Raw genomic sequence first — 626 nt, forward strand, 5'->3', positions numbered from 1 at the left:
TTATTAATGAATAGTATCTAGCATCTTCATATGATATTAACAATGTTAAATAGGGAGATGTAACAAATGAAATGAAAAAAGTAGCTATTGAAACATAAAAAACATTCCAAACAACATTTACTGCAACAATATCTTGATTTAGGAATGAGTTTATATAAATAACACCGAAAAGCAAGATAAATAATATGGATAACAAACCAAGTATTGAGTTTACTATCACGCATGCATTTAAAACTCGATTGGATTCAGAACTTAAACTCTTATTAACATCTACACCAATACTTTCTGATAAGTGCCTTTGCATTGAAGTTGTTGCAACGTTTACTATCACACCACCGACGATTACAAAGCTAGCTATTATTGTATAAAGACCAAAACTATCAACACCGAGAATATCTAAACTAACTCTTGATATATAGAGAGAAACTAATAATCCAACTACCATCCTGAAGTACAATAAAATGGAGTTCCTAAGTACGTTACTAATTTTTTTCATTTCTTAACATTTCATTGTACATAAATGTTATATCGTCATATTCATTTTCAGTGACAATTTCAAAAATGCTTTCATTTACTAATTCATTCTCTAGAAAAACGTTATCTTTCCTTATTGATGTGTAAATATT

Annotated in this window: 1 pseudogene; it reads right to left on the reverse strand. The window is 28.3% G+C overall.

The window, feature by feature from the left end:
- A pseudogene (locus AB4517_RS22810) lies at positions 1–445 on the reverse strand (hypothetical protein); the annotation flags it as partial.
- Between the last annotated feature and the right edge of the window lie 181 nt (positions 446–626).

Origin of the sequence: Vibrio sp. 10N.222.52.C3, from assembly GCF_041474195.1 — a bacterium.
In the GTDB taxonomy this organism is placed as follows: domain Bacteria; phylum Pseudomonadota; class Gammaproteobacteria; order Enterobacterales; family Vibrionaceae; genus Vibrio; species Vibrio crassostreae_C.